Source organism: Quadrisphaera sp. GCM10027208 (assembly GCF_042658805.1).
GTDB lineage: Bacteria > Actinomycetota > Actinomycetes > Actinomycetales > SCSIO-59966 > SCSIO-59966.
Map to the genome: position 1 here is coordinate 164,285 of NZ_JBHSRC010000006.1, position 24,389 is coordinate 188,673.

Consider the following 24,389-nt stretch of genomic DNA (forward strand, 5'->3'; position numbering starts at 1 on the left):
CGTGACATGACCAGTACTCAGGCCGAGCCGGTCGTCCCGTCGTTCGACGACGAGGAGACCGACCGCAAGCTCGCCATCATCATCTCCAAGGGCACCCTCGACATGGCCTACCCGGGGCTCGTCCTGGGCAACGCTGCGCTGGGCGAGGGCATCGGGGTCGACCTCTTCTTCACCTTCTGGGGCTTCGACCTCATCACCAAGAAGACGATGCACGACCTGAAGTTCACGATGCTCGGCAACACCGCCACCCACATGCCCCAGGGCCTGGGTGGGCTTCCCGGGATGACCGCGCTGGCCACTTCCCGGCTCAAGCGCTCCATCGCCGAGGTCGGCGTTCCCGAGGTGCCGGACTTCCTCGAGCTCGTCAAGGACTCCGGCGCCCGGTTGTGGGCCTGCCGGATGAGCGCGGACATGAACCACATCACCGAGGAGGACCTCTACGAAGGGGTCGACGGGATCATCTCGGCCTCGGACTTCATCGAGATGACGGACGGCGCCCAGCTGCTGTTCATCTGACGCTGCTGTTGGTCTGACGCTGCTGTTCATCCGACCGCTGCTGTTGGTCCGACGCTGCTGATCGTCTGACAGCGACGACGAAAGAGGTGCCGCACGTGGAGTCCATGGCCGTCCGCCCGCTGGGCGGTGACCGGTACGTGATCGCCGTCCGGGGGCACGAGGTGGTCGTCGACCAGCCACCGGCACTCGGAGGCGAGGACACCGCCCCTACGCCCACCGAGCTGTTCCTGGCCGGTCTCGCGTCCTGCGTGGCCTTCTACGCCGGCCGGTTCTGCGACCGGCACGGCATCGACCGGGACGGTCTGGCCGTCCACCTCGACTGGGAGCTGGCCGCTGAGCGGCCGGCCCGGGTGGGGACCATCCGGGTGCGGGTGACGCCACCGGCCGCGCTTCCGGCGGACCGGCTGGACCGGTTCACCGCAGTGGTCGGGGGCTGCACGGTGCACCACACCCTGGAGCACCCTCCGCAGATCGAGCTGTCGGTGGTCGAGGTGGCACCGACAAGCCCCTGATCCCGGAGGGCGAGAAAGACGGCGGTGACCGCGTACGAGGGACGCGGTCACCGCCGTCGCGTGCGGTCTGCGAGTCGGGCCGGTCAGGCGGCTCGGACGGCGTCTCCGCGGACGACGGGCAGGCCCGTGCCTGCCGCCTCGTCGAACGAGTCGTCCACCGAGGTGACCGTGCGGCCGGCCGCGGCGAGGAACGACGCGACCACCGACGCCCGGTACCCACCGGCGCAGTGGACCCAGACCTCCCCGCCGGGGACCTCGTCGAGCCGGTCGAGGAGCTCGTGGATCGGGATGTTCACCGCGCCGTCGATGTGCGCCTCAGCGAACTCGGACGCGCGCCGGACGTCGAGCACGGTGACCGGCCGGTGGTGACGCACCTGCGCCAGGTCGGCGAAGGTGGCGACCTGCAGGCTGGCCAGCTCACCGCCACCGGCCCACTCCTGCGGGGTGCCGGTGGCCGCTCCCTGCAGCTCGTCGATGCCGATCCGGACGAGCTCGCGCTGGGCCTCGGCGACCTGCTCGGGCGACTCGCCGAGCAGCGTCAGCGGCGTCCCCCACGGCATGAGCCAGCCCAGGTAGGTGGAGAACTGGCCGTCCAGGCCGAAGTTCAGGGTCCCGGCGACGTGGCCGGCGGCGAACGCCGTCCGGGTCCGCAGGTCCACGACCCACTCACCGCTCTCGAGGCGACGGCGCAGCTCCTGCGGGTCGACGGGGGCCGGGGCCGACAGGTCGGGGGCGCCGGGGCCGGCGGCGTTCGCCGGTCCCATGTGCGCGTAGTACGCCGGCCAGGCGTCGAGCCCGGCGAGCAGCTCCTCGACGTACGTCTGCTCGTCCTGGGTCAGTGCGGGGTTCGTGCGCTTCTCCTGCCCGATGGTCGAGGCGACCGCCTCGGACTGGGTCGCCGAGCAGAAGGACCCGAAGCCGTGCGTGGGGAAGACGCCGGCCTCGTCGGGCAGCTCGTCGGCGAGCCGGTGGGCGGAGGCGTGCTGGTGGCGCACCAGGGCGTCGGTGTGCTCCGGTCCGAGCAGGTCGGGGCGGCCCGTGGAGCCGAACAGCAGGGAGCCACCGGTGAAGACGCCGACCGCCTCCCCGCTCGCCTCCAGCGCGTAGGACAGGTGGGTGAAGGTGTGGCCGGGCGTGGCGATGACCCGGACCCGCATGGCGTCGCCGATCTCGATGACGTCGCCGTCGCGGACGGGGTGGCGCTCATAGGCGACGTCGTCGTCGGCGTTGACGTGGTAGGTGGCGCCGGTGGCCTGTGCGAGGGCGAGGCCGCCGGTGACGTAGTCGTTGTGGATGTGGGTCTCGAACACGTCGGTGACCGTGACCCCGGCCTCGCGGGCCGCGTCGAGCACACGGTCGAAGTCCCGCTGCGGGTCGACGACGAAGGCGACGCGGCCGTCGTGCACGAGGTAGCTGCGGTCGCCGAGGCTAGGGGTGTCGATGGGGACGATCGTGGGGGAGGTCATAGGTGCTCCTTCAGGGCCGTTGTGGGCACGGGTCAGGCGGCGTTGGCGTGCCGGCCGGTGACCACCGGGCGGCCGCTGCTCTGCCACTGGCTGGTCCCCCCGGCGACGGACCAGGCGTCGACACCGGCCCGGACGAGGTAGGAGGTCATGGCGAGGCTGCGGTTGCCGGTCTCGCAGATGACGTAGACCGGTCGGTCGGTGGGCAGCTCGTCGATCTGGGAGGGCAGGTAGCCCATCGGGATGAGCTGGGCTCCGGGCACGTGGCCCTGGACGTACTCCATCGGCTCACGGACGTCGATCACCAGCGCCCCGTCGGCGTGGGCCTGGGCGAACGTCTCGAGGTCGACCTCGCGCATCGCGGTGGTGCTCCTTCGGTCTCGGTGCAGGGTCGGAGGGACTATACCCCCTGGGGTATCGCTGACAACTGACGTGTCCGGACATCTATTCCGACTGGTTCGCCCGGGCCCGCGGGCGGCCGCCTGCGGGCGGCCGCCTGCGGGGGGAACACCGCCTCGGGGGGAACACCGTTGCCGAGCCCTCGGTTGATACCCTCCGGAGTATCCGCGGGGTCGGCCCGCCGCGAGGAGTCAGGAGATCGCCATGGAGCTTGACGTCAACCAGCTGCCGGACGTCGTCAACCGGTTGCGGCGTGCTCAGGGTCAGCTGGCTGGGGTGCTCCGCATGATCGAGGAGGGCCGGGAGTGCGAGGACGTCGTCACCCAGCTCGCCGCCGTCAGCCGGGCCCTGGACCGCGCCGGCTTCGCGATCATCGCCAACGGTCTCAAGCAGTGCGTCGTCGAGACCGGTGAGGTCGACTCCGTCGACAGCAAGCAGCTGGAGAAGCTCTTCCTGTCCCTGGCCTGAGCGTCCTGGCCTGAGACTCTGGCTGAGACCGGTTCCTCTCAGCGGGTCCCGACGGGGGCCTCGTCCCGACCGGTGACCGGGTGCCGTCCCCGCTGCAGGGCCAGCACGGCCACGACCGCGACGAGGATCCCGACGACGGGCGGGATGAACCAGCCCCCCTCGCTCGATGCCCACGCGGCCAGCGCAGCCACGACGTACGCGGCGACGTTGCGCCACTCCACAGCAGGCAGCTCCTCGCTGGCCACGGTCATCCCGCCGCGCCAGCGGGCCCAGTAGTCGCCGATGACGACGCCGCCGAGCGGCGGGATGAGGATGCCGAGCCACACCAGGTAGTCGATGAGGTTGTCGTAGATGCCGGTGACCGCCAGCAGCGTTCCGAGGACGACACCGCCGACGACGAACGGCTTCTTCGTCGGTGAGTTGGCGATCTCCGCCCCCGCGACGCCGACGTTGTAGGCCGTGTTGTCGTTCGTCGTCCACAGGTTCGCCACGAGGAACACCAGTCCCCACCCGACGAGCCCGAGCTGGTAGAGCACGAGGACGAAGTCCCCCTCGCCGAACGAGATGGCGCCGACTGCGCCGAACCCGAGCATGAGTAGCTCGCCGACCATGAAGGCGATGAGGCACGCCCAGAAGCCGGCCGACGGCGTGCGGGCGAACCTGGTCCAGTTGGGTGCCTGGGTGCCGCCGGAGGCGAAGGTGCCGACGACGACGGTCACCGCCACGGCCACGCTCATCGTGTCGGTCGGGACGACGTCCTGCAGACCGGCCCAGCCCCCGATCTCCTCGAGCGAGCGAACCGTCACCCAGGCCGCCAGGACGAGCAGCAGGGGCACGGACACCAGCGACAGCGCGTACATCCCGCGGTAGCCGAAGTAGGCCGTGACCCCCATGACGAGGCCCCCGGCCACCATGAGTGCGGTCAGGACGCCGTCACCCTGCCAGCCCAGCGCGCTGGCGGTGAGGCCGGCGAGGGTAGCCACGGTGACCCCGTACCAGCCGACCTGCGTGCCGCCCAGCAGCAGGGACGCGAGCTTGGAGCCGCCGGTGCCCAGGGCGTAGCGGGACATCATCACCGTCGTCAGCCCGGTGCGGGCCCCGATCCCGCCGATCACGCCCACGTAGAGACCGAGGACGGCGCTGCCGAGCAGGAGCACCCAGATCAGCGACGTCACGTCGAACGCGGCGCCGATCTGCGCGCCGGCGAGCATCGTCGGGGTGAAGAACGTGAAGCCGAGCAGGACGACGGACAGCGAGAACAGCGACCGGCGCGCGTTCGTGGGGACCGGGGTGATGGGGTAGTCCGGGTCGACGTACTGCTTGACGGTGTCGTGCTCGGCGCGCTCCAGCATGGACATCAGCGGGTCTCCTGGGCGTGGGGCTGGTCGTCGGGGGTGACGCCGATGTCCTCGAACCACAGGTCGGGTCGCTCGGCGACGAAGGTCTCCATCAGTCGTACGCACTCGGCGTCGTCGAGGACGTGCACCTCGACCCCGTGCTCGGCGAGCCAGTCGTGGCCGCCGGAGAAGGTGCGGGCCTCGCCGACCACGAGCCGGCTGATGCCGAACTGGCGCACCAGCCCGCTGCAGTACCAGCACGGCGACAGCGTGGTCACCATCGTCGTGCCGCGGTAGCTGCGGTGGCGGCCGGCGTTCCGGAAGGCTGCGGTCTCGGCGTGCGCGGACGGGTCGTCGTCCTGCACCCGGCGGTTGTGGCCCCGGCCGAGGACCTCGCCGTCCGGGCCGACCAGCGCCGCGCCGATGGGGACGCCGCCGGAGTCACGTCCGGCCCGCGCCTCCTGGAGGGCGACGGCGAGCCACCGTCGTGCCGTCTCGTCGTCCAGTGCCACGGGGTCCATCGGCGCCTCCAGGTCGGTCGTGACGCCGAGAGTCCACGTGCCCGGTGCCGGTGGACAATCGTCGTTCCGTCAGTACTGAGCCGGTTCTGACTCGACGAAGTGTCGGAGGGACGTGATGACGCTCACCCTCGCTGAGTTCCTTGACCTGGGCTCCGTCCGGGACGCGCGGCCCCTGCTCGTGGTGCCACCGGTGGACTCGCGCCGTCGTGTGCGCTGGGTGCACTCCAGCGAGATCTACGAGATCGGCCCGCTGCTGTCGGAGGGTGACCTCCTGCTCACCACCGGCCTCGGCCTGGCGGGGGCGGACGCCGGGGCACGCCGGCACTGGGTGCGCGAGCTGGCTGCGCGTGGTGTGGCAGCGGTGGCGGTGGAGCTGGGCCGGTCCTTGCCGACCTTGCCGCTGGAGGTGTCGGCCGAGGCCCGCGTCCAGAACCTGCCACTGCTCGTGCTGCAGGACGTCGTCCCGTTCATCAGGATCTGCGAGGAGGCCAACAGCGCCGTCCTCGACGCCGAGGGCCGGCGGCTGCGGGTGGTCGACCGGTTGGTCGAGGACGTCCATGCCGCGCTCGCCGGTGGGGGTGGCGCGGCCGACCTCGTCGCGTGCGCGGCCCGCAGCCTCGGCGCTCCGGTCGCCCTCGTCACCCGTGCTGAGCAGGTCGTCGCTGCCGCCGGCGTCGGCGGACAGCGTCAGACCGACCGGCTCCTGCGCCGTCCGCTGGCTCGGGCGCCGGTGCGGATCTGGGACGCCGAGTGGGGCGCCGTCGTCGTCGGGGAGTCCGCCGTGGACCCGCGGACCGCCGAGCTCGCTGCCGCCCGGCTGGCCGGGTCTGCCGCGGTGCTGCTGGGTCGGGAAGGCTCCGGCGGGCCGTCGGACGTCGTCGCGCCGTTCCTGGCAGACCTGCTGGCCGGTGCCGTCCCCGGGCACCGCGAGCTGCTCGTGCGCGCCGGCCTTGCCGGGTTCCACCCTTCTGCACGGTCCCGGGTCGTCGGGGTTGCGGCGTCCTCACCGGACCCGGCGGCGCTCGTCGCCGGCTGGCGGACGACGGCGACGGCGGCCGGCCTGGACGTGCTCGCGCACGTCGTCCGGGGAGAGGTGCTCGCCCTGGTGTCGCTGCCCGGTCACGGATCCGCCCCAGAGGCCGGCCGCGACGTCGGCGACCGGCTGGCGGCCGAGGACGCCGTCGTGACGATCGGGCCTGCCGTCCCGTTCGCCGACGTGGCCCGCTCCCTGCAGGAGGCCCACGCCTCGCTGGGGACCGCGACCCTGCTCGGCGAGTCGGTGGCGCTCAGCCGGGACCTCACGATGCCGCGGCTGCTCGGCCGGCTCGATGACGCAACCCTGGAGCGGCTTGCCGCCGACACCCTCGGGTCGCTCGTCGCCTGGGACCGGGCGCACGGCACGGCTCTGGTCGCCACCCTGGACGCCTACCTACGTCGCGGCTGCTCCCCGACGCGCACCGCCGCCGAGCTGCACCTGCAGCGCCAGTCCCTGTACCAGCGGTTGGCCCGGATCGAGGAGCTGCTCGGCCACCGGCCGGACGACGCGCGGGCCCACGAGGTGCTCGTCGTGGCCACCTGCGCGGCCCGGGTGCTGGCCGCCCGCGGCCGGTCGCGCTAGGACCTCGGGCGATCCGGTGACGCCCGTGGTCGGACCAGGGCGGCGAGGTGAGTCCTCAGCGGCGCCGCAGCCGCCGGCGTACGGTGCGGGCGACCGCCCGTAGCCCGGCGGCCGGCGCCTGTCGTGGAGGGACGTCGTTGGGCAGCGACAGCCGGATGACCTGCCGCCAGGCGGACGCGACCTGCTGCGGCAGGGTGCCGGTGGTGTAGCTCAGCCCGTACCGGCCGCAGATCTCCCGGACCCGCGGGGCGATCTCGGCGTACCGGTTGCTCGGCATGTCCGGGAACAGGTGGTGCTCGATCTGGTGGGACAGGTTCCCGGTCATGGTGTGCATCGCCGTGCTGCCGTGGATGTTCGCCGAGCCGAGCATCTGCCGCAGGTACCACTCCCCGCGGGTCTCGCCCTCGATGGACTCCGTGGCGAAGGTCTCGACGCCCTCGGGGAAGTGCCCGCACATGATCACCGAGTGCGTCCACAGGTTGCGCACGAGGTTGGCGGTGGCATTGGCGCCGAGCGTGTGCAGGAACGACGGCCCGGACAGCAGCGGGTGGACGAGGTAGTCCTTGGTCATCTGACCGCGGATCTTGCGCAGCACCGTGCGGGCGGTGGCCCGGAAGGTCGGGTCGTCGGTGGTGCCGTCGCGCAGGTGCTTGCCGAGCTCGAGGTCGTAGGCGGCGATGCCGTACTCGAAGAAGCACGCGTTGAGGAAGTTCCACAGCGGCTGGCCGAGGTGCCTCGGCACCCAGCGCTGGTCCTCGTCGACGCGCATGATCCCGTAGCCGAGGTCGTTGTCCCGGCCCAGGACGTTGGTGAAGGTGTGGTGCAGCTCGTTGTGGCTGTGCTTCCACAGCTTCGACGGCGAGGCGTGGTCCCACTCCCAGGCCTGGGAGTGGATCCGCGGGTCACGCATCCAGTCCCACTGCCCGTGCATGACGTTGTGGCCGATCTCCATGTTCTCGAGGATCTTGGCCACCGACAGCCCCACGGTGCCGAGCACCCAGGCCGGCGGCAGGGCCGAGAACAGCAGGACGGCGCGGCTGCCCACCTCGAGCGAGCGCTGGACCTTGATCACCTTGCGGATGTACGCGGCGTCACGGGCGCCGCGGGAGTCCATCACCTCCCGGCGCAGCTCGTCGAGCTCGCGGCCCAGTGCCTCGACGTCCTCGGCGCTCAGGTGGGCGGTCGGGTCCGGCTTGCCGGAGGGCTTCGGGACGTGCCGGCGCTCCATCGTCACGACGGACAGCCGGCTGTCCGGCGTCCGGGCCCGGCGGGCGGTCGTGCGGTCGGCCTGGTCGGCCGGTCCGCTCGGCTCCTCGGTGCGGGGGTTGGTGCGCACGGCGGTGGTGGTCATGGGCAGGTCTCCTCAGAGGTCGATCTCGCAGGGGCCGGCCGCGGCCGACACGCAGGTCTGGATCCGGACGTCGTCGTCCGGGGTCGCGGTGGTGACGTCGCCGGTGCGCAGGTCCCGGACGGTGCCGGAGCGCAGCGGGACGACGCAGCCGAAGCAGATACCCATCCGGCACCCGGACGGCATGAGGACGCCGGCGTCCTCACCGGCGTCCAGCAGGGTGGTGGCGCCGTCGGCGTCGACGACGGCGCCGGCCCGGGTGAAGGTCACCTGGCCGCCGTCGCCCGTGGCCAGGACGAGCGGGCGGAAGCGTTCGGTGTGCAGCGCGGTGGCGGGTTCCTCGGCGGTCCAGTGCTCCTCGAGGGCGTCGAGCAGGCCGACGGGGCCGCACGCCCACGTCTGGCGGGTCCGCCAGTCCGGGACGACGGCGTCCAGGTCGGCGGGGGACAGCTGGCCGTCGCGCTCGGTGTGCCGCTCGACGAGCCGCAGGCGGCCGGCGGCGTGCCACCGGCGGAGCTCGGTGCCGAAGACCACGGCGTCGGGGGTGGGGGCGGAGTGGACGAGGACGACGTCGTCGAGCTCGTCGAGATGGTTGCGCAGCATGCCCATGACGGGGGTGATGCCGGAGCCGGCCGTGACGAACAGCGTCGGGCCGCGGTGGGCGCCGAGCACGAAGTCGCCGGTGGCTTGGTCCAGGTGGACGAGCGTGCCGGGGGTCAGGTCCCGCTGGACGTAGCCGCTCACCCGGCCGTCCGGGATCGCCTTGACCGTGATGCTGATGAGGCCGTCCGGTGCCGCGCACCGGGAGGTCAGCGAGTACGGCCGCCAGCACCGCACGCCGTCCACGTCGACGCCGATGCGGGTGTACTGGCCCGCGACGTGCCCGGCCCAGGAGCGGCCGGGCCGGATGCGGACGGTGACGGCGTCCGCGGTCTCCGGGACGACGTCGACGACGCGGCCGCGCAGGTCGGCGCCGGAGCGCAGTGGGGCGACGAGGTCGAGGTAGTCCTCCGGGACGAGCGGGTGAGCTGCCGCGGCGGCCACCCGCCGGGCGAGCGCGGCGAGCCGGGAGGCCCGGCGGTGCGGGGGAGCGGTCAAGCGCACTACGCCACCGTAGGGTACGTAGCCGTAACTTACGAATCCGTAGCCCGGCGTCTCGCGCGCGAGTATGCCGGGAGGGCGCCCAGGTCAGAAGGGGTATGGCATGATCAACATGTCGCGTCAACTGACGGCAACTGCCATCTCGGCGCGGCAGGCGCTCTCGGAGGCGCCGGTTCGAGCCCCATCAACACAGAGGAGCACCTCATGGCAGGACGGCTGCAGGGCAAGATCGCGCTGATCACGGGGACGGCGGACGGGCAGGGGCGGGCCGCCGCCCTCGCCTTCGCGGCAGAGGGAGCCAAGATCGTCGGATGTGACTTGAAGGCGGATCTGGCTGAGGAGACCGTGGAGCTGGTGCGCGCCCAGGGCGGCGAAATGGTCTCGATGCAGCCGCTCAACCTTGCTGACGAAGCTGCAGTGCAGAGCTGGATCGACTTCGCTGTCGACCAGTACGGCGACTTCGACATCCTGTACAACAACGCCTCGGGTGTCCGTGGTGGCACCATCGAGTCCCTTACTCGCGAGGACTGGGAATTTGACATGACCAACGAGGTCACGATTCTCTTTCTTGCGATCCAGAAGGCGCTCCCGGTCTTCAAGCGCAAGGGCCGTGGCACGATTCTGAACACTGGTTCCGTTGCCGCAATGGTTGGTTCGGCCATGCCCGGGAACGTTCCGGGAAACCTTGTCCACAATGTGGCTAAAGCGGCCGTCCTTCGCCTGACGGAGAATCTGGCTGTCGAGCTGTCCCCATGGAACATCCGCGTCAACACGGTCTCTCCAGGGTTTATCGACACCCCGGCGACGCGGCCGTTGCTGGAGGCAGGGGGGCGTGCGCCCGTAGAGCGCGCACTGCTCAATCCTCGCGTCGGACGCCCTGAGGACATCGCCATGGCGGCGGTGTACCTGTGCTCCGACGAGGCCGACTACGTCACCGGTGTCAACCTGGTGGTCGACGGTGGTTGGGTAGCAGGTGGCGGCGTTGGTCGCCCAGACCCGGAGATCGGGCGCGTGTTCGAGGACGTGATGAAGAAGCTGACCAACGTCCCCACGGCCTGAGTGCAGGACATGGGCGAGCCCCGCAGCACCACTTCTGGCCAACAGGCACGCTTGTAGAGAGCGGTTCTGTCGGTCGTTGCTGCGGGGCTCGCTGCTGTGCCAGATGTGACGGATCGAGAGGTCCCGTGCGCCGGGGGCCGCTCCGTTGCATCGGCACGGGAGATGTTCTGACCGCCACCTGGCTCACCTTGGGGTGATCGGGGAGTGGTGCCCGCAAGTTACGAATTCGTAGCCTCGTGTTGACGCCTCGCGGCCGGCTCCCCCCGCTCATGTGCGGGCCCGTGCCTCGGTTTCCTCGTTCAGTAGATGATCTCACCGGCCGTGCAACCGGCCGTCTCCTCAGTGCCCGGGACGACGTCGATGAGGAGATTCTTGATCATGATCGGTCCTTCGATCACCGCGTCGTAGATCTCGCCGGTGACGTTGTAGAGCTCCCCGACGTCGGAGTCGATGGCGAAGAGCCGGCCGTTGATGCCGGTGAGGTCCGCGGGGGCGTCCAGCGGGTTCACCACGGGGTTGCCAGCACTGTCCCGCCAGGTGGTGACGTCCTGGGTCGCAGCGCCGAAGGCGACGTTGCCGCGCAGGCTGATCCCGTTGCCGCTGGTGTTGGGAGCGTCGGTGGACGTCACCGAGGTGACGTCGAACTGGACCTTGCTGCCGGAGACGTCCGCGACGTTGAGCTGCCCGTCGCGGGAGGTGACCCGGATCGTCCAGTCGGTGCCGAGGAACTGCTCGGTCTGGGAGAGGCAGAAGCCGTCCAGGGAGCCGGCCGCGAAGCCCATGCGCAGGACGTAGCGGGTCTGTGTGCCGGTGCCGGTCTCCACCTGGATCGGCACGAGGCCGAACCCCACGTCGGTGGTGCTGAGCTTGGCGGTGCTGAAGTGTGACTTCTTCCCCTGCAGGACCAGGTCCGGCCCGCCCAGACCTCGTGTCGTGCCGGACGACAGCAGGGTGGCGATCCAGCTGAGCAGGAGCAGCCCCAGCAGGTTCATCACGGTGGCACGACGCCACCGCACCCCGTACCGCCGGTCGCCACCGGTCACGGAATGACCTCGATGTTGGTATCCGGGAGGTTCAGGGTGGTCGGGGAGCCGGTGCAGTCGTCCCCCTTGTTGATGCTCATGAAGTAGACCCAGGCGTCCAGCTCCAGGCCTGGGATGTGCGGCAGTGACGCAACTGCGGCCAGGAACTTGCTCCAGAGGTTCTTGTCGCTGGCCAGCTGCCCCACGGTCGTCTCGATGCCCAGGATGTTCACCTTGATGTGGGTGTCGGCGCGCAGCCACAGGTCGGTGTAGACGCACGAGTCGCCGACGTTCCAGTTTGCGTCGTCCTGGTCAGCCGGTGTGAAGGTCAGCGTGTACTCGCCGGTGCCGGTTGCCGTCGGTGCGGCGGGGTCGCCCTGAGGCGCGACTGTCATGAAGGCGTCCCGGTTGATCTGCAGGTTCTTCAACCGCATGTGCACGAGCATCGCCTCGTCGCTCTGGTCGACCTCCGCCGACCAGCCCTGGTCGGCGTACAGGCTGCTTGGGCTGCCGCAGGACAGTGCCCCGGCGTTCGGGTACGTCTCCCGGTCCGTCGGGCCGGCGGACTGAGTGCCGTCGGCGAAGGCCAGGATGGTGGGCATGGCGATGGTCGAGTCCTCGGTCCTGCCCAACGGTCCGCAGCTCGTCCCCTCGATCGTGTAGGTCCCGTCGGGGAAGGTGATGCTGTCGGTCGTGAACGCTGTGCCCCTCCCGGTGGCGCCGCCGGAGTCGCCGTCGCTGTAGCCGATGCGCAGGTGCAGCGGGGCGTTCGGGATGCACGGCGTGATCGTGGTCCCGTTGCCGAGCTCTAGGGCGTTGCCGTTGACGAGTCCAGGGAGCGCCTCGGTGGGCTCGGTCGGGCAGCCCGGGACCGCCGCCTGCGCGGGAGCCCCGGAGCGGGCGGTGCCCGGCCACAGGAAGAGGGCCCCGCACAGACCGACCAGCGCGGTGAGAACGACGACCCGCTGGCGGCCGGCGCTCGAGGTCAGCCGGTCCACGGGGTCACTCCTCGGGGGTTGCAGGCCGGCGCTCGGTCTGCTTGCCGGGTTTTGGCGTCGTGTCGCCCCAGGCCCAGATCATCGAGCCGCCGACGATGCCGAGCACGCTGCCGACGAGGTACCCCCCGAGGTTCGCGGCGACGAACGCGGCCAGGGCGACGGCGAACGCGAAGATGCCGACCAAGGACCGGTAGTGCGGCGCGAACCACGCCACGAGCCCGAAGCTGACCAGGGCACCGCCGAGGATGTAGCCGGCCGAGTAGCTCCAACCGCCCGAGACCGCCAGCAGCGGGCCGAACGACATCGCCCGGATGATCCAAGCGCCGGCGAGCATGGTCCACAGGCCGCCCCAGAACGGGCGGGTGCGGCGGAACGCGCGGAACCACGCCCACGTCCCGGCGATCGCACGGGTCAGCCGGTGGCGCCCCGGCGCCGCCGCGCGCGTCGCTTCGGCGGTGCCGGCCGCCGCCGGCACCGGAGAGTACCGGTGGACGCGCTGGGTGGGGTTCACGACGCCGCCCCCGGGCAGTCGGCCTGGGTCTTCTCCCCGAGGAACACCTGAAGCTTCAGCCTCGGCAGGGTGATCTCGCCGCCGAAGCTGACTCCGTACGTCGCTGCGTGGAGACCAGCGAGATTGAGCCTCTCCGCGGAGAGCCCGAAGGCACCGGGAGTCGGCTGCGTCTGACCCGTGGGCCAGTCCACCCTGGCGCTGCCGTAGACCGACTCGGCGGACTGGCCCAGGTTGAGTCCGCCGATCTGGTTGCCGTAACCGCCCAGGGCGTCGGAGTTCAGGAACAGGTTCGACGCCTGGATCGCACCCTCGAGACTGTCGCCGGCGAGAGCCCCGTCCTCGTCCAGGGTGACGCCGTCGGGCACGCTGGTCCCGGAGAAGGAGTCGTGCACCGGCTCCCCGGCGGTGATGACCAGGGACATCGCGGTGCCGGCCGGGAGGTCCTGCGTGGCGATGGCGCACAAGCCCGCGAACGCCGCCTGCCCGATGCCGAACTCGGCGACCCCCGTCGTGCCGTCCTCCGTGCCGTTCTCCGCCAGGTACGCGGCGACGCTCGTGCCCTGCAGGTAGTTCGAGTACACCGCAAAGGTGTCGGCGCTGGTGGTGAAGTTCACGGCCAGCGCGTTCTGGCTGACCGCGCCGAACATCGCCCCCAACCCGGCCAGGCCCACGGCGATCGTCGGGATGGACCGCTTACGGGTGCCGCGCTGGTCCGCGGCGGCCGCCATCATGGCCGTGCGCCTCGCGCTGGCCGCGTCGACGGCGTCGTGCCCGACCTTCTGCAACCAGCGGGTGATCCGGCCCCACAGCCCGTGCGCGCGCTTGGCCGGTCCGGACGGGGAGGTGCGCCGCTCGAGAAGGCGTCGCGGCTGTCTCATGCTGCCTTCCTGCTCTCCGCCCGCCGTGACCACCGGAGCGGCCGGCGTGAGGTGCGCGCCGCCTTCCGCTCGGCCTTGGCGGCGACGGTGGCGAGCTGCGTGTCGGTGTAGGGCGTCCAGGCGAAGATCATGCCGGAACCGACGATCCCGGCCGCCATGCCGATGACCCAGCCACCGAGGTTGGCGAGCGGGAGCGAGGCCACCGACAGCCCCATCGCGACGATCGCAGGGAAGTGTCGCTGCGCCGGCTGGAACATCGCCACCAGGGCCGCTGCCGCCATGCCGAAGGCCAGCAGCAGGGGTGTCAGCGCCCTGGCGCCGACGTCGACGACGAAGGCGAACCCGCCACCGACGATCGGGTTGGCGATGAAGTAGGCGCCCAGGAGCAGGATGACCGCACCCCAGAACGGGCGGGTGCGGCGGAAGCGCCGGAAGCCCAGCCGGATCCGGCGGGGGAGGCTGCGCGCAGAAGGGGCAGCCGGCTCCGCGCGCTCGGCGGCAGGGGCAGACACGGCGGCAGGCGGGGTGGCCGGCTCAGCGGCCTCCACGGCGTCGGTCATCATCGGGTTCCTCGAAGACGTGCTCATCGGTGCCGCAGCGGCGGGGGGCGTCGTGGGGCGGGTTGGCCCCCCAGACGCCACCCCGCCGCCCGGCTCAGTGTCAGGGTGTCGGGTCGGACGTCAGCTAGTTGCTAAGGCAACGTCAGCTAGTTGCTAGGCAGGAGTGACACGCCCAGCGAGAGATCCTCGACCTCGAGGCCCTCCAGCTGGATCGCGTAGGTCTGCGCGTCGAGGTTGTTGAGGGTCGAGCTGCCGGCGGTGAGCGCGAAGCCGTCCGCCACGTAGCCGGTGCCGGGGTTTGCGGCGAACCCTGCTTCGGACTGGGCCACACCGAGGGCGACGCCGTCCAGGACCGCCCCGGAAGAACCTCCGTCGGCTCCATTCTCACCGTCAGTCATCGCGAGCGTCTTGGCGTTGAGGATGACGCTGCCGAGCCCGATGGTGGGGTCGGTGGAGTTGATGTGGAGCTCAGCGGTGCCCAGCACCGGGAGCGGGACCTGCGCGGTCACCGTGATGCCGTTCGCGTTGGTCGTGCCGCCGGTCTCGGCGTAGACCGTCTCGTCAGCGCCGGTGGTGGCTTCGGCCTGACCGGGGCGCACCTTCAGCGAGTCACTCGTGATCGCCTTCGACTGCAGCGAGAAGCCGTCCGCCGAGGAGATCGCCGCGCCGACCATGCCCTGCACCATGGCCAGACCGAGCCCGCCTGCGGCGACCGTGGCCGGAACCGTGATCGCCGCGAAGCGGCCGAGCCGCGTCCGCCCCGCTGTCTGTCCTTCCATCCTTGCTCCCTCGCTCATTCGGCCGGATCGTCCCGACCGAGGTCATCTCACCGACATCGGCGGTAACCTCACCGACATCCCGGTTAACGGATCTGGACAGTGGCATGCGTCACAGCAGACTGTCAAGACATGTTCCCAAGAACTGTCAACGATGTAGACAAGGTGGATGGCGACGACAACGGGGACTGTGTCAGGAGGGGGCACGGTGGCGGCGACGGCGGTTACTGTGCCCCGAGCTGTCCGGTACCGCGCGGGGAGAGGACGAGCATGACGCAGTCGACCTCGGACCCCGTAGCCGGCGCCTCCCCGGAGCGCGGCAGGTGCCGCGGGGTCGTCGCGGTCGGAGCCCTGGTGCTGTTCCTGCTCGCCATGCTCGCCGTCGTCGCCGGCCTGACCTTCTCGGTCATGGTGACGGGCAGCAGCATGGAGCCGACCTTGCAGCAGGGTGACCGCCTCGAGCTCGACCTGCTCAACCGGCACGCGATCGAACGGTTCGACCTCGTCGAGGCGCTTCAGCCGGGCCCCGACGACGAGGGCGGCGGTCGCCCGATCGTCAAGCGGGTGATCGGTCTGCCCGGGGACCGGGTGGCGATCGTAGGAGACCCTGTCGCGCCGCAGGTGCTGATCAAGCCCGCCGGCCAGGACGACGTCTTCCGGGTCGAGAACCCTGCCTGGCCGCCGCGCGTCGGTGCCGGCACCGAGTCGTGCTGCACCCCAGAGGGAGCCGTCGTGCGCGGCGGCGCGCAGGCATGGGCCACCGTGCCGGAGAGCTCCTACTGGGTGCTGGGGGACAACTGGGGGGCCTCCACGGACTCACGCATCTTCGGGTGGGTACCTCGAGAGGACATCCAGGCGCGGCTGTGGTTTCGGATCCTGCCGGTCAGCCGCTTCGGTACGGTGGACAACGACGTCCGCCTAGTCCCCGTGCCCGACCCCCCGCCGGTAGCCGGGGGCGCCTGAGACGCACCGACAGGGCCCCTCACCCTGTAGGTGCGCGGGAAGGTGCCCTGTCGGTGCGCCGGTGACGGTCAGATGTCGAAGTAGAGCTCGAACTCTTCCTGCGTAGTTGACCGTCGTTGACCGTGGTGGGCACTTGCGCTCTGACCTGCGGTTATGCCGTTGGCCGGTGTTGACTGTCGTGGAGCGCTTGCGGACTTCTCGCGGACTAACTGCGGACTGAGTGAGGCCCCGGAGCGACGCTCAGGCTCCGGGGCCTCTGGGCGCTGGCCGGTCTGTGCGGGGAAAGGAAGTCAGAACCCGCTCGCGACCATCCGTCCCCGGGCGGCTCAGCAGGAGACCGGCCGGGCGTGGTTGACGCCCTACGTGACCATCACGGCCACGCAGTACCGGGCGACCTGCCAGACGTCCAACGGGACGTCCTGCACGGTCAGCTGGACCCCTTCCAGGGCCGGGTCGAGCGGGGACGACGTGACGGTGACGGTGTCGCCCCGCTGGACGGGGGTGAGCGCCGGCAGGGTGACGTCGTACTTGCTGACGGCGACGGTGGCCTCGCCGGCCTCGACGACACGTTCGGCGTTCGACTGCGGACGGACGAGGAGGGGACCGTCGTGGACGAGGACCGTCCCACCCTCGACCCACTGGCCGAGGGTGTCGTCCCAGTAGCCCTCCCCGCCGGGGCGGGTCACGGTGCCGGTCTCGGTCAGGTAGCTCGCCTGCCGGGACCGCAGCAGCTCGACGTTGGGCCTCATGCGGCCCTCCTGCGGTAGCGGTGCAGGATCGCGAGCTCGGGCAGCGTCCAGCCCGCGAACGTGCCGTACCGGACGGAGAACGGGCCGACGTTCTCTTCGACGGTGTGCGACGGGTTCATGCAGGCCCGGCTCGTGGAGGACACGATCACGGCGGCCAGGTCGTCGGACGGCTCGCCGGTGGCCGGGTCGAAGCCGGCGTCCCGGGTGTACGCCTTCACCATCGCCGTCACGACGGGCAGGTGCTGCCCGGCCAGGCCGACGATCGTGGTGTCGCCGGCCCGGCCGAGGAACGCGGCCACGTCCTCCGCGGTCGGCATCATCACGGAGCGGTGGCGGCGGTCAGGACGATGACGCCTTCGGGGCGCAGCAGGCCGAGGTCCCAGCGGGTGACCACGCGGATCGCCTGCTCGTCGTACTCGGCGTACCGCTCCGACAGGACCGTGACGCTCGGCGCGAGGTCACGAGCGATCGCCACCTCCGACATGTTCGCCAGGACGGCGGTGCCGGTGGGCAGCTTGTTCGTCACGGTCACCGGGACACCGAACAGCCGGTAGGTGGTGCCGCTGGTGATGTCGGACTCGAGGACGTACTTGCCGGAGGTGTCCTTGATCTTGCGGACGGCGAAGAAGTCCGTGCCGGAGATGAACCACCGGTTCGGGGTGACCTCGGCGGCGTGGGCCAGCGCGAGCGCGTCGAGGAAGGAGTCCGGCTCGGTCGCGTCCAGGACCCCGGTCTGCACGCCGGCCTGGTTGACGATCCCGGTCACGGTGTTGTCGACGCCGTCGCCGGTGAGGAACGCGGTGTCGAGCTTGCGGGACACGTCGGAGACGAGCCGGGCCTTGAGCGTGGCGTCCAGCCCGATCACGGACTGACGCAGCAGCTCGTTGGTGAACCGGATCAGCGTCTTGATCGACTTGCGCTCGGTCGGCATGAGCCGGACCTCATCGAAGTCGACGTCGTGCTCGGGGATGAGCTGGCCTTCCCCGACCCAGGACGGGTCGGAGGACGACACGAGCTTGGGGATGCGCAGCGGCTCGGAGGTGTCGAACACGCGCGGTCCGCTGGCGAGGACGACGGAGGCGGCCTCGAGCGGCTGGATGAGGATGTTGGCGACCTGCTCGCGGAGCAGTTCGGGGTTCGCGGTCGTGGTCTCGACCATGACGGGGCTCCTGACGTGAGTAGCGGTTCGGTGATCCGCTGGCCGCCAGGGCCACAAGCGAGAGGGCAGCCGCCAGGACTGCCCTCTCAGGATACCCCAGGGGGTGTGCTAATGGACAGCTCCGCTGCGACCACCGGACGACACCTGCTGGTCGGCAGCCGCCACCGTCGAGAACGCTTCCGCCAGTGCTCTCAGCTGGTCGGGCTGCGTGCAGTTCCCGGCGTGCTTCTTGATCTCGTTGAGCAGGACCCCGGCGGTTTCCCCGATAAGGTCTGCGTTCTTCTTCGGCATGTGCTCTTCCCCTTTGTTCAGGCGCGGGCCCGGAGTAGACCCGCCAGGTCGACCGTAGCGGCGCTGGTGGTGCCCTGGCCGACGTCGCCACGCGGCCGGCGGGAGGCGAGATGCGGCTTGCGGGCGAGCAGCTCGTCGATCGCGGCGGTGACGGCCTCGCTGTCGAGGGGGTCGGTGTCGGCGGGCATCGGCAGGTCGGTGGGGTCCGCGAGCCGGCCGGTGGCGGCCACGCGGGTGGTCCAGAGTGCCGCGGCCAGGTCGTCGGCCCGCTGGGCCCTCGTACGGTACTTCGCGGCCTCGTCGCGGAGCTGCTGGACGTACTCCCGCGGGAAGACCTCCGGCTCGGTGGTCTCCGGCTCGGTGGTCGGGGTCTCGGTGTCCTGCTCGACGACGTCCTGCTCGACGACGTCCTGGTCGACGACGTCCTCGGTCTGGGTCTCGCTCATCGCTTCCTCCTGGTGGTCTGGTCGGGCTTGATCGGAACTTCACTGACGGTCGGGATCGGGGTGCACGTGCAGCCCTTGTGTGTGGGCATCCGGTGGGTCTTCGGCCAGATGCGGCCGCCGCGAGCCCACCAGGTGCACAGCTCGCAGGCGTTGGCACTGAGGCCGCGGACCCAGCCCTCGACGTGCCGGCTGCGGGCGATGCCCTCGGAGTAGCTGCGGGCGGCGGTGTCGAGGGGCTCGGCGCGGGCGAGGCGGGCCACCCTCGCCTGAGGGTCCGGGGTGTCCTCGAGGGCCTCCCGGAGCGTCCTGGTGGCCGTCCTGAGCCGCTGAGGGTCGCCGGGCGGTGTCACGATGCCCAGCGGGGCCACGGCACGTCTCAGGGCCACGGTGACGGCGGCGGCCAGGGCCAGGTCCGCGACGGTGGCGGCCCGGGAGTTGTACCGGGCGACGAGGGCCGCGAGCAGAGCCTCGAACTGCTCGTCGTCGAGCTCACCGGCCTCCCACCGGGCGTACAGGTCCAGTGCCCGGTCCTCGGCCTGCCCGGCCAGGCTCGTGATGGTGTCGCGGAACGTCACGGCAGCAGCTCCGTCAGGTTCAGACCGGCCCCGTCGAGGGCCTCGGCGCGGCGAGCGTCCCGGATCGCGGCGATCTCGTCGTCGGTGTAGCCGAGGCGGGCCAGGGCAACCGAGGCGGGCAGCAGGCCGGCGGCGTGCAACTTGACGACGGCGTCAGCCTCCTGGGCGACCGAGCGGGTCGCCGGGTCGGCCCACTTCACCCGGACGGTGACCGAGTCGGGATCGACCCCGGAGCGGACGGCGACCATGAGCCTGCCGACGTCCTCCCAGCTCCTGCCGAACGTGGCCTGACGGGCCTCGGCCCTCGCGGTCAGGGAGGCCTCCGCGGCCCTCAGGGAGTCCGCTGACGGTGGCTCGGCGGTCATCACGCCGAGGTAGTGACCGGGCAGCGCGGAGACGGCCATGACCTGGCCGAGCAGCACCTTCACCGCGGCCTCGTACGCGCCGAGGTCGGCGGCGGGCAGGGACCCGAACTTCGCGTCCGATTCCTCGGCCACCATCATCCGGTGATCCTCGGGGAAGGGGTTCGTCGCCTCCCCGGTGTCGTCTTCCTCGAGCTCGACGCCGGTCGCCCAGCGGCGGGGACGGGCGTAGTACTCGGACCCGACGAGCATGTCGGCCAGGGTCTTGTTCAGCCCGTCGACGAGCGGGGCCAGGTCGGTGATCTCGGAGGTTCCGTGCTCGTCGAGCAGCCGGTCGGAGTTGGTCAGCGCCACCACCGGCGGGCGGCCCAGCGGGTTCTCGAGGACCTCGACGGTGCGGAATCCGGCGGTGGTCGCGCCGGTGGACTGGGCCCGCAGCCGGGTCACCTGGTCGGCCTCGAAGAGGACGGCCTCGGTGGTCGTGGCGGTCTCCCACCTCTTGACTGCGGCGAGGACTCGCCTCGAGCCGGGGTCGACGAGGGTGGCGACCTGGCGGGCGGACTCCACCGACACCCGCGGCCCGCCGGCCTCGTCGCCCCACACGATCACATAGGCGCGGCCGAGGGTGAGGGCCTCCCGGTGGGCGACCCCGGAGGTCTGGTCGAGGTCGTTGGCGACCCAGTCGGCCCACAGGTCCTCGTCGGGGCGGCCGTCACGGGTGAAGCCGACGACCCGCAGCCGCTCGGCCAACGCGGTGACCGCCAGGCGGGGCAGGTTGGAGGCCATGCGCCCGAACCTCGAGCCCAGCGCGGTCTTGGCCTCGGGGGCCAGGAAGGACAGCGGCTGGGTGCCGCTGTAGTACCTGTCGAGCTCGGCGTACCGGGCGGCGGGCTCGTCGAGCCGCTGCAACAGGGTGGTCAGCAGGTCGTTCACTTGAAGCTCCTCACCTTGCGTCTGGTCTTGCGGGACGCGCGCCAGGTGGCACGCGAATGGGCCATGACCGCGCACGCGGCCAGGTCGATCCGGCGGGTCGAGCCGCGTTTGCCCTTGTCGAGGCGCACACCACGGGTGTCCTCGACCACGACGGCGTTGCCGACGTGCCGGGCCAGGTCACGGTCCCCGGAGTGGGACAGCTCCCCGGCGATAGCCGCCGCGTACAGGTCCGTGGTGGCGGGGGTGAGCCGGCCCGGACTGTGCGGGAACTCGACGACCGGGAGCCCTTCGGACTCGAGGGCCTGCAACGTGCGGGTCCAGCGGAACGGGTCGGCCACCACCTCGAGCACGTGCCAGCGGCGGGCGGCGGCACGGATCGCGTCCTCGACCTGCGCCACCGGCACCCGGTAGTCACTGTCCCCGGCCGGCGGCTCCCACAGGCCCACGACATCGAAGTGAGGCCTCGGTGACACCGTCGCCACGAGCAGCGCGGTCGCGTCCCCGTTGAAGGAGCCGTCCAGGGCGATGACGACGTCCGCGCCGTCCGGGACGGCCTCCCCGGTGGCGAGCCGGTCCCAGACCCCGTCCGGCAGGAACGCGCCCGAGGTGTCCGTGACGAACTGGCACATCCGGGCCCGCCGGAACGTCGCCTCACGGGTCTTGGGCGGCAGCAGGGCCCGCAGGGCGTCGGCGTGCAGGAAGTCGCCCAGCGCTGGGTTCGCGAGCTCCCAGCAGTGAGCGCAGTCGACGGGGTGGTCGGTGAAGCCGGCCGCGGAGAACTCCCGCCACACGAACGAGGTGTCCTCCGGGTGGGCGCGGGCGTAGTCCCGCATGTCCGTCAGCACGGAGTCGTGCGGGTCCGGGCCCGGCGTGCCGATCCCCAGCAGGGTCGAGGACTCCCGCTTGCCCTGCGCGAGCGCCACCACCTCGTACACCTCGCGGGAGATCACGCCGATCTCGTCGAGGATCGCCAACGTCGGGTCCAGGCCCTCGAGGCGCTTGGGCTCGGCGGTCAGGACCTGGAAGGACGCGTCCCGGCCGGGCACCGTGAGCCGGTCCTTGTACACCTGCACGCGGCTCGCCAGGTCCGGGTGCAGCTCGACCATGCGGCGGGCCGCGCCGAACACGATCCCGGCCTGACGCTCGTCCGTGGCCGCCACCACCACCGACGAGCCCTCGACCCCGAGCATCAGGTCGTACAGACCCAGCGCGGCGACGAGAGTGGACTTGCCCTGCCCGCGGGGCAGCATCCAGCCGGCGAGCCGCGGGCGAGGGTCGGCGTCCCACACGGACGCGACGAGCTCGACCTGCCACGGCCGCAGGCGCATCGGGGACCGGGCCCCGGTGCCCTTCGGGGTGACGACGAACCGCTCGCAGAACGCGGCGACCCGGGCCGCGCCGGTCTTCCTCGAGCGGAACGGCAGCGGGGACGGGTCGACGGCCGCCTTCGGGCCAGCCTTCACCGGATACCCCCCGGGGTGTGTGACGGGCTGTGTGCCTTGTCCAGGGGTCCCGAGCGGCGCTCGGTTCCCTCATACCCCCGGGCTCGAGGCGTGCCGGGCCGGGAGCTGCCGCGGGCGGCGTTGCAGGCAGCGCAGACGACGGCGACGTCGGCCAGGCGCAGCGGGAGGCCGGCGGCGTGGCGCTCCCACGCGGACGGCAGGTGGTCGGTGGTGAGGTTGTCGACGGAGCCGCAGGACTCGCAGAACGGTTGCAAGCGGCGAGCCCGCTTGCTCAGCTTGTCCCACGCTCGGTCGTAGCCTCGCTCGCGGGCGGAGCCGCGGGGGGTGGAACGGCTGGGCTGGTGCTCGTCGCAGTACGTCGCTGGCGAGGGTTCGCCGCACGTGAGGCAGGGCTTCATCACGAGGCCTCCCGGTGCTGTTCGGGCTGCCGGTGGTCGAGACGGCATCGCTCGCAGACGGTCCGCCCGGGGGTGGCGAGCAGGAGAGGCTGGCCGCAGAGCTGGCACTTCGGCCCCGGCTCGACTGCTGTCCCGCCGTCGTCTGGCCCGAGCTCGCCCCGTGAAGTGGGTGCCTCGTCGCCAGTTGGAGCAGCCGGTTCCCCAGGTCTCCGCCCACTGCTCCAACTGCGCTGACTGCGCTGACTGGGCTCAGTTGGAGCAGTTGGTGCAGTTAGAGCATCTCCCCTAGACGGCTGCTCCAACTGTTGCTCCAACTGGGCTCCGACTGGGAACTCCCAGTGCGTGACGCGAGGGAAGCCCTCACTGCGAGTGGTCAGCCGGAGCTTCCGGCGGGCACGTTTGAGGGCGTCGACGGAGTGGCCGGCCTTCGCCCCGTCCCGCTTGACGTCGGCGGACGCTGCGCTGCCGCCGTGCATCTGGATGTAGTCAGCCAGCCAGTCGGCGGCCTCCTGGGTGGCGCCCCGGTCGGAGACGGCGTCCTGGGCTCGGCGCATCGTCTCGCCGATGGTGTCGGCGATCTCCTCCCCCCACTCCAGGCGGCTGGTCCAGGCGGTGCCGTCGTCGGTCTCGACGGGGTGCCCGGTGACGGTGAAAGCGAGCATCGGCAGGTCGGTGCGGCCCAGGTTGTTCTTCGGGGTGCCGAACAGCCGGCGCTGCTCGGTGTCGTCGTCCGGGTCGGGCACGACGGTGTGCACGGAGCGGGCCACCGCGGTGAACGCCTTCGATCCCATCACCAGCTGGAGGGGGTCGGCGCTGCCGGACTTGTTGTGGTGGATGAGCCCGAGCACGGTCATGGCGGTCCGGTCGGCGACGGCGACCAGCGGTTCGAGTGCCCGGCGCACGTCGCCGTCCCGGTGGGTGTCGAGGTCGTCGGCCAGCCGGGACATGAGTGGGTCGAGCAGCAGCAGCGCGGCGTCCGTCTCGGCGGCGGCCTGCTCGACGCGGTGCAGGTCTCGCGGCAGGGACAGCCCGAGCACGATCTCGTCCGCCGAGCGGACCTCCACTCGGAACACGCGGTCGAGGTCGGCCCCCGCGGCGATCAGCCTCGGCACGATGGTGTGCTCCCAGCTGTCTTCGGTGGCGCACACCAGCACGGACTTCGGGGTGCCGCGGTACTCACCGGGCAGTTCGCCGCGGGACAGCCGTGCGGCGATCCAGTAGGCGAGCGTTGACTTGCCCAGGCCCTCTCGCCCGGCGAGCAGGGCGAGGGTGCCCAGCGCCAGTCGGCCGGCCCAGGCCCACAGCACCCGGCGTGGCTTGATCGCGGACGCCGGGGTGAGGATGAGTCGCCGGGCCTCGTGCTCGTGCACGGCGGGCTCGGCCCCAGGATCGCTCTCCTGGGGGGCCTGGGCGGCCTCCTGCGGGCCGTTCGCGGAGGCACGGTGCTGCGTACCCGAACGGCGCTCGTCGCGTCCGACGAGCTCGTAGACGTCGGGTGGGACGTCGACGCCGAGCTGCCGCAGGACGTCGCGGGTGCGGCACCGGCGACCGCAGGACAGGCGAACTTGTCCGGCCGCGTACCGGCCCTTCGCGTCGCGGCGGAGGAACGCACCGGAGGACCCGCAGCCGGGGCACCCGGCGAACTTGATCCACTCGCTCTTGAGGGCGGTGGCCCGGTCCGCCTTGTCGATCCGGTCGAGCTCGATGAGGGCGTCGACGACCTCGACCCACCGGGGCTGTTCCGGGTCGCCGGTGAGCAGGCTGATGCGGACTCCGCCGCGGCCGCGGGTGCGGGCGTTCGCCTCCGTGTCCCACACGTCCCACCACGCGGCCCACTGATCCTCGGTGAGACGCAGCTCGTGGTACAGGTCGAGCGCCGGCGGCATCAGCTCGCCGTCGGCGTCGAGCATCCAGGTCGCGGCCTTCACCTGGGCACCTCCGCCCAGTCCGCGGACGTGACGAA

27 protein-coding genes are annotated in these 24,389 nt (G+C 71.4%); 6 read left to right on the plus strand and 21 right to left on the minus strand.

The genetic code is table 11. From position 1 onward, the window contains the following. The first annotated feature begins 6 nt into the window (after positions 1 to 6). Positions 7 to 516: a DsrE/DsrF/DrsH-like family protein gene (locus tag ACFP6A_RS11425; protein ID WP_379603644.1), complete on the plus strand. Its 510-nt coding sequence runs from the start codon at positions 7 to 9 to the stop codon at positions 514 to 516. A gap of 104 nt (positions 517 to 620) precedes the next feature. After that, a complete protein-coding gene (locus tag ACFP6A_RS11430) occupies positions 621 to 1,028 on the plus strand; it encodes an OsmC family protein (RefSeq protein ID WP_379603698.1) in 408 nt (135 codons plus the stop codon). Between the two features lie 83 nt (positions 1,029 to 1,111). Here ACFP6A_RS11430 and ACFP6A_RS11435 read toward each other — a convergent pair whose 3' ends face one another. Both ACFP6A_RS11435 and ACFP6A_RS11440 read right to left on the minus strand, forming a co-directional pair. Further along, complete coding sequence (locus ACFP6A_RS11435) at positions 1,112 to 2,494, minus strand: rhodanese-like domain-containing protein (protein ID WP_379603645.1); 1,383 nt, start codon at positions 2,492 to 2,494, stop codon at positions 1,112 to 1,114. Between the two features lie 32 nt (positions 2,495 to 2,526). Continuing rightward, the gene (locus ACFP6A_RS11440; protein WP_379603646.1) at positions 2,527 to 2,850 is read right to left on the minus strand and encodes a rhodanese-like domain-containing protein; all 324 of its coding nucleotides are present in this window, start codon (positions 2,848 to 2,850) and stop codon (positions 2,527 to 2,529) included. A gap of 244 nt (positions 2,851 to 3,094) precedes the next feature. On the opposite strand from ACFP6A_RS11440, the gene ACFP6A_RS11445 reads away from it, so the two are divergent. Further along, a complete protein-coding gene (locus ACFP6A_RS11445; protein ID WP_379603647.1) occupies positions 3,095 to 3,358 on the plus strand; it encodes a metal-sensitive transcriptional regulator in 264 nt (87 codons plus the stop codon). Positions 3,359 to 3,396: 38 nt separating this feature from the next. On the opposite strand, the gene codB is transcribed toward ACFP6A_RS11445, so the two are convergent. Both codB and ACFP6A_RS11455 read right to left on the minus strand, forming a co-directional pair. Continuing rightward, positions 3,397 to 4,716, minus strand: coding sequence for a cytosine permease (gene codB / locus ACFP6A_RS11450; RefSeq protein ID WP_379603648.1), 1,320 nt, complete (start codon positions 4,714 to 4,716; stop codon positions 3,397 to 3,399). Beyond that, on the minus strand, positions 4,716 to 5,216 hold the full coding sequence (locus ACFP6A_RS11455; RefSeq protein ID WP_379603649.1) for a nucleoside deaminase: 501 nt from the start codon (positions 5,214 to 5,216) through the stop codon (positions 4,716 to 4,718). Before ACFP6A_RS11455 ends, codB begins: the two co-directional genes overlap by 1 nt. Before the next feature lie 115 nt (positions 5,217 to 5,331). On the opposite strand from ACFP6A_RS11455, the gene ACFP6A_RS11460 reads away from it, so the two are divergent. After that, positions 5,332 to 6,834: a PucR family transcriptional regulator ligand-binding domain-containing protein gene (locus ACFP6A_RS11460; protein ID WP_379603650.1), complete on the plus strand. Its 1,503-nt coding sequence runs from the start codon at positions 5,332 to 5,334 to the stop codon at positions 6,832 to 6,834. Between the two features lie 55 nt (positions 6,835 to 6,889). Here the strand turns inward: ACFP6A_RS11460 and ACFP6A_RS11465 are convergent, their stop codons facing one another. Both ACFP6A_RS11465 and ACFP6A_RS11470 read right to left on the minus strand, forming a co-directional pair. Then, positions 6,890 to 8,062 carry a fatty acid desaturase family protein gene (locus tag ACFP6A_RS11465; protein ID WP_379603700.1) on the minus strand — a complete coding sequence of 391 codons (1,173 nt, stop codon included), beginning with the start codon at positions 8,060 to 8,062 and terminating at the stop codon, positions 6,890 to 6,892. A gap of 135 nt (positions 8,063 to 8,197) precedes the next feature. Beyond that, complete coding sequence (locus ACFP6A_RS11470; protein ID WP_379603651.1) at positions 8,198 to 9,280, minus strand: ferredoxin reductase; 1,083 nt, start codon at positions 9,278 to 9,280, stop codon at positions 8,198 to 8,200. Positions 9,281 to 9,487: 207 nt separating this feature from the next. Here ACFP6A_RS11470 and ACFP6A_RS11475 point away from each other — a divergent pair, with 207 nt between their 5' ends. Then, the gene (locus ACFP6A_RS11475; RefSeq protein ID WP_379603652.1) at positions 9,488 to 10,342 is read left to right on the plus strand and encodes an SDR family NAD(P)-dependent oxidoreductase; all 855 of its coding nucleotides are present in this window, start codon (positions 9,488 to 9,490) and stop codon (positions 10,340 to 10,342) included. 299 nt (positions 10,343 to 10,641) lie between these two features. Here the strand turns inward: ACFP6A_RS11475 and ACFP6A_RS11480 are convergent, their stop codons facing one another. The 6 genes from ACFP6A_RS11480 to ACFP6A_RS11505 form a co-directional block, all read right to left on the minus strand. Then, positions 10,642 to 11,385, minus strand: coding sequence for a DUF6230 family protein (locus ACFP6A_RS11480; RefSeq protein ID WP_379603653.1), 744 nt, complete (start codon positions 11,383 to 11,385; stop codon positions 10,642 to 10,644). Then, the gene (locus ACFP6A_RS11485) at positions 11,382 to 12,362 is read right to left on the minus strand and encodes a hypothetical protein (RefSeq protein WP_379603654.1); all 981 of its coding nucleotides are present in this window, start codon (positions 12,360 to 12,362) and stop codon (positions 11,382 to 11,384) included. Before ACFP6A_RS11485 ends, ACFP6A_RS11480 begins: the two co-directional genes overlap by 4 nt. 4 nt (positions 12,363 to 12,366) lie before the next feature. Continuing rightward, entirely contained in the window at positions 12,367 to 12,873 is a 507-nt protein-coding gene (locus ACFP6A_RS11490) for a DUF6114 domain-containing protein (RefSeq protein WP_379603655.1), read from the minus strand. After that, positions 12,870 to 13,751, minus strand: a complete 882-nt coding sequence (locus ACFP6A_RS11495) for a DUF6230 family protein (protein ID WP_379603656.1) — start codon at positions 13,749 to 13,751, stop codon at positions 12,870 to 12,872. The genes ACFP6A_RS11490 and ACFP6A_RS11495 overlap by 4 nt, the downstream gene beginning before the upstream one ends. Beyond that, on the minus strand, positions 13,748 to 14,311 hold the full coding sequence (locus ACFP6A_RS11500; RefSeq protein ID WP_379603657.1) for a DUF6114 domain-containing protein: 564 nt from the start codon (positions 14,309 to 14,311) through the stop codon (positions 13,748 to 13,750). The genes ACFP6A_RS11495 and ACFP6A_RS11500 overlap by 4 nt, the downstream gene beginning before the upstream one ends. 146 nt (positions 14,312 to 14,457) lie before the next feature. Then, positions 14,458 to 15,090: a hypothetical protein gene (locus ACFP6A_RS11505; RefSeq protein ID WP_379603658.1), complete on the minus strand. Its 633-nt coding sequence runs from the start codon at positions 15,088 to 15,090 to the stop codon at positions 14,458 to 14,460. 267 nt (positions 15,091 to 15,357) lie between these two features. On the opposite strand from ACFP6A_RS11505, the gene lepB reads away from it, so the two are divergent. After that, entirely contained in the window at positions 15,358 to 16,050 is a 693-nt protein-coding gene (gene lepB, locus ACFP6A_RS11510) for a signal peptidase I (protein WP_379603659.1), read from the plus strand. Between the two features lie 359 nt (positions 16,051 to 16,409). Here the strand turns inward: lepB and ACFP6A_RS11515 are convergent, their stop codons facing one another. From ACFP6A_RS11515 to ACFP6A_RS11555, 9 genes are all read right to left on the minus strand, one after another. Continuing rightward, positions 16,410 to 16,799, minus strand: coding sequence for a DUF6093 family protein (locus tag ACFP6A_RS11515; protein ID WP_379603660.1), 390 nt, complete (start codon positions 16,797 to 16,799; stop codon positions 16,410 to 16,412). Continuing rightward, positions 16,796 to 17,116: a hypothetical protein gene (locus ACFP6A_RS11520; RefSeq protein WP_379603661.1), complete on the minus strand. Its 321-nt coding sequence runs from the start codon at positions 17,114 to 17,116 to the stop codon at positions 16,796 to 16,798. Before ACFP6A_RS11520 ends, ACFP6A_RS11515 begins: the two co-directional genes overlap by 4 nt. Before the next feature lie 2 nt (positions 17,117 to 17,118). Further along, positions 17,119 to 17,958 carry a phage major capsid protein gene (locus ACFP6A_RS11525; RefSeq protein WP_379603662.1) on the minus strand — a complete coding sequence of 280 codons (840 nt, stop codon included), beginning with the start codon at positions 17,956 to 17,958 and terminating at the stop codon, positions 17,119 to 17,121. Positions 17,959 to 18,066: 108 nt separating this feature from the next. Continuing rightward, positions 18,067 to 18,249 (minus strand): hypothetical protein, encoded by a 183-nt coding sequence (locus tag ACFP6A_RS11530; RefSeq protein ID WP_379603663.1) that lies wholly within the window; start codon positions 18,247 to 18,249, stop codon positions 18,067 to 18,069. A gap of 17 nt (positions 18,250 to 18,266) precedes the next feature. Next, on the minus strand, positions 18,267 to 18,695 hold the full coding sequence (locus ACFP6A_RS11535; protein ID WP_379603664.1) for a hypothetical protein: 429 nt from the start codon (positions 18,693 to 18,695) through the stop codon (positions 18,267 to 18,269). After that, positions 18,692 to 19,270, minus strand: a complete 579-nt coding sequence (locus ACFP6A_RS11540) for a hypothetical protein (RefSeq protein ID WP_379603665.1) — start codon at positions 19,268 to 19,270, stop codon at positions 18,692 to 18,694. The genes ACFP6A_RS11535 and ACFP6A_RS11540 overlap by 4 nt, the downstream gene beginning before the upstream one ends. Next, the gene (locus tag ACFP6A_RS11545; protein WP_379603666.1) at positions 19,267 to 20,565 is read right to left on the minus strand and encodes a phage portal protein; all 1,299 of its coding nucleotides are present in this window, start codon (positions 20,563 to 20,565) and stop codon (positions 19,267 to 19,269) included. The genes ACFP6A_RS11540 and ACFP6A_RS11545 overlap by 4 nt, the downstream gene beginning before the upstream one ends. After that, positions 20,562 to 22,028, minus strand: a complete 1,467-nt coding sequence (locus ACFP6A_RS11550; RefSeq protein WP_379603668.1) for a terminase large subunit domain-containing protein — start codon at positions 22,026 to 22,028, stop codon at positions 20,562 to 20,564. Before ACFP6A_RS11550 ends, ACFP6A_RS11545 begins: the two co-directional genes overlap by 4 nt. A 397-nt stretch (positions 22,029 to 22,425) precedes the next feature. Next, entirely contained in the window at positions 22,426 to 24,354 is a 1,929-nt protein-coding gene (locus ACFP6A_RS11555; RefSeq protein ID WP_379603670.1) for an AAA family ATPase, read from the minus strand. Positions 24,355 to 24,389 lie beyond the last annotated feature (35 nt).